General features: G+C 67.5%; 3 protein-coding genes. All 3 read right to left on the bottom strand.

Annotation, left to right across the window (positions count from 1 at the left end):
• A partial coding sequence (locus OXF11_14955) for an urea ABC transporter permease subunit UrtC (GenBank protein MCY4488394.1) occupies positions 1-239 on the bottom strand: 239 nt, incomplete at its 3' end.
• Positions 240-247: 8 nt separating this feature from the next.
• Complete coding sequence (gene urtB / locus OXF11_14950) at positions 248-1,885, bottom strand: urea ABC transporter permease subunit UrtB (GenBank protein ID MCY4488393.1); 1,638 nt, start codon at positions 1,883-1,885, stop codon at positions 248-250.
• A 73-nt stretch (positions 1,886-1,958) separates the two neighbouring features.
• Positions 1,959-2,604, bottom strand: a 646-nt coding sequence (locus OXF11_14945) for a transporter substrate-binding protein (protein MCY4488392.1), incomplete at its 5' end; no start/stop codon positions are given.

The raw sequence follows: 2,604 nt of genomic DNA, 5'->3' as shown, positions 1-2,604 counted from the left end.
GCGAAGAACGCGCCGTGGCCCAGGCTGAGGACGCCCACGTAGCCCCACACCAGGTCGAGGCTCAGGGCCAGGATCGCGTAGCAGATGTACTTGCCGAGCAGAGGCACCCAGTGATCCGGGACATGAAGCAGCGAGCCCGGCTCCACGCCCAGGTTCAGCGCGGGCACGCCCACCATCAGCGCGAGGCCGGCGGTGACGAGCGCGATGCGGCGTTGGCGCTCCGAAGTCGACAGGTTCATGGCAGGGCTCACGCTTCCGCCGCGCGTCCGCGCAGTGCGAACAGTCCCTGGGGACGGCGTTGGATGAACAGGATGATGGCGACCATCACCACCACCTTCCCCAGCACCGCACCCGCCACGGGTTCGAGAAACTTGTTGACGACGCCCAGGGTCATGGCGCCCACCAGCGTGCCCGCGAGGTTGCCGACGCCGCCGAAGACCACCACCATGAACGAATCGACGATATAGAGCTGACCCAGGTTCGGGCTGACGTTGCCTATCTGGCTCAGGGCCACGCCCGCCATGCCCGCGAGGCCCGAGCCGAGGCCGAAAGTGAGCGAGTCCACCCGGGACGTGGGGATGCCCATGGTGGAGGCCATGGGGCGGTTCTGGGTGACCGCGCGGACGCTCAGGCCGAAGCCCGTATAACGCAGAAGCAGCGCCATGGCGCCCAGCACCAGGAAGCAGAAGACGATCAGGTAGAGGCGGTTGTAGGTCAGCACGAACCCGCCCGCGACCTCCAGCCCGCCGCTCATCCACGAGGGGTTGGCCACTTCCTTGTTGGGCGCGCCGAAGATCGAGCGCACCAGTTGCTGGAGGATCAGGCTGATGCCCCACGTGGCCAGCAGCGTTTCCAGCGGCCGGCCGTAGAGCCAGCGGATCACGCCCTTCTCGAGCACCACGCCGACGAGTCCCGCCACCAGGAACGCGGTGGGAATCGCCACGGCCAGGTACCAGTCGAACAGCGCCGGGGGGAGGAACGCGCGAAACAGCTCCTGCACCACGAACGTCGAGTAGGCGCCGAGCATGATCATCTCGCCGTGGGCCATGTTGATGACCCCCATGACCCCGAAGGTGATGGCGAGCCCGAGGGCCGCCAGCAGCAACACCGACCCCAGGCTGATGCCCTGGAACACGTTGAGGCCGAGGCCCAGGAAGAAGAGCGTATCCTCGATGCGCTGGATGGCCGCGGCCGCGGCCTTGCGCACGGCTTCGTCCTGTTTCGGGTCGTTGGCGATGGCGCCCAGCAGCGAGCGCACGTCGGCGGCCGTGGAGTCGGACAGCGCCTCGACGGCGGCCAGCCGCTCCGCCGTGGAGCCGGCCTTGAGGCGGGCGCCCAGCAGCGCGAACTCCATGGCTTCGCGTACGGCAGCGTCGGTCTCCGCCGAGAGCGCGTTTTCAAGCAGCCCTATCATGCGCCCGGAGCCGTGGCTCAAGGCCGACCGGGCGGCCGCCAGGCGCCGGTGGGGATCGCTGCTGAAGAGATCGAGCTGGCTCAACGCCGCCTTGATGGCGCCGCGAACACGGTTGTTGACCCTGACCTTCTTCACCGCGCGCCGCTTCGCGCCCCCGAGCAGCTCTCCGGACAGGGCGTCGGTCAGGCGGTAGCCCTTGCCGGCCTTCTCGGTGATCACCAGCCTGCCGTCGGTCTTGCGGTGGTACAGCCGTCCGTCCCGCAGGGCTTCCAGCAAAGGGATGACCTTGGGGTCGCCGAGGCTCGCCAGCCTCCCCACGACGTCGGCCTTCTGCTTGAAACCGCCGGTCTTGAGCTCCGCCGCCACGTCGGCTACCTGCGCCGCGCGCACGCCGGCCGAGAGCGCGAGACTCAGGCACGCAAGCACGAGAAGGACGAGGAGGGGTCGCCGCCCCTGTGGGTCGATGTCCATGGATGGGATCCGTTGACGGGCCGGGCCCGCCACGTGGCGGGCCCGGCGTTATCGAGTGAATCGAGGGCAGCCGTCAGTTGGTGAACTTCGGCTTCTCGCAGTTGCCGCAGACCCAGGGGTAGGCCCAGTCGGCGGTGAGCTTGGCGCTCTCCGGAATGTACGGGCTCCAGGCGTCGGCCTTGATGGGGCCCTCGGTCTCCCACACGACCTCGAACTGTCCGTCGGGCTGGATCTCTCCGATCATAACGGGCTTGGAGAGGTGGTGGTTGGTGTTCATGACGATGTCGAACCCGCTCGGGGACATGACCGCCTGGCCGTACATGGCCTGCCGGACCGCGTCCACGTTCGCCGTGCCTGCCTGCTTCACGGCCTGGCTCCACATGTTGAAGCCGATGGCGGTGGCTTCCATGGGATCGTTGGTGACCCGCTTGGTGTCCTTGATGTAGGCGTGCCACTTCTCGATGAAGGCCTCGTTCTCGGGCGAGTCCACGGACTGGAAGTAGTTCCACGCCGCGAGATGGCCCACCAGGTTGCTGGTGTCGATGCCGGCCAGCTCTTCCTCGCCCACGGAGAAGGCCACCACCGGGATGTCGTCCGCGTTGATGCCCTGGTTGGCCAGCTCCTTGTAGAACGGCACGTTGGCGTCGCCGTTGATGGTCGAGACCACCGCGGTCTTCTTGCCGGCGGAGGCGAACTTCTTGATGTCCGCCACGATGGTC

The organism is Deltaproteobacteria bacterium, assembly GCA_026712905.1.
Lineage (GTDB): Bacteria > Desulfobacterota > Binatia > UBA9968 > JAJDTQ01 > JAJDTQ01.
Note: the sequence above shows the minus strand (reverse complement) of the source record. Positions and strands in the feature narration are given on the sequence as shown.

Coding starts and splice junctions, on each gene's coding strand:
- urtB (MCY4488393.1), bottom strand. CDS start 1,885: ATGGACATCGACCCACAGGGGCGGCGACCCCTCCTCGTCCTTCTCGTG.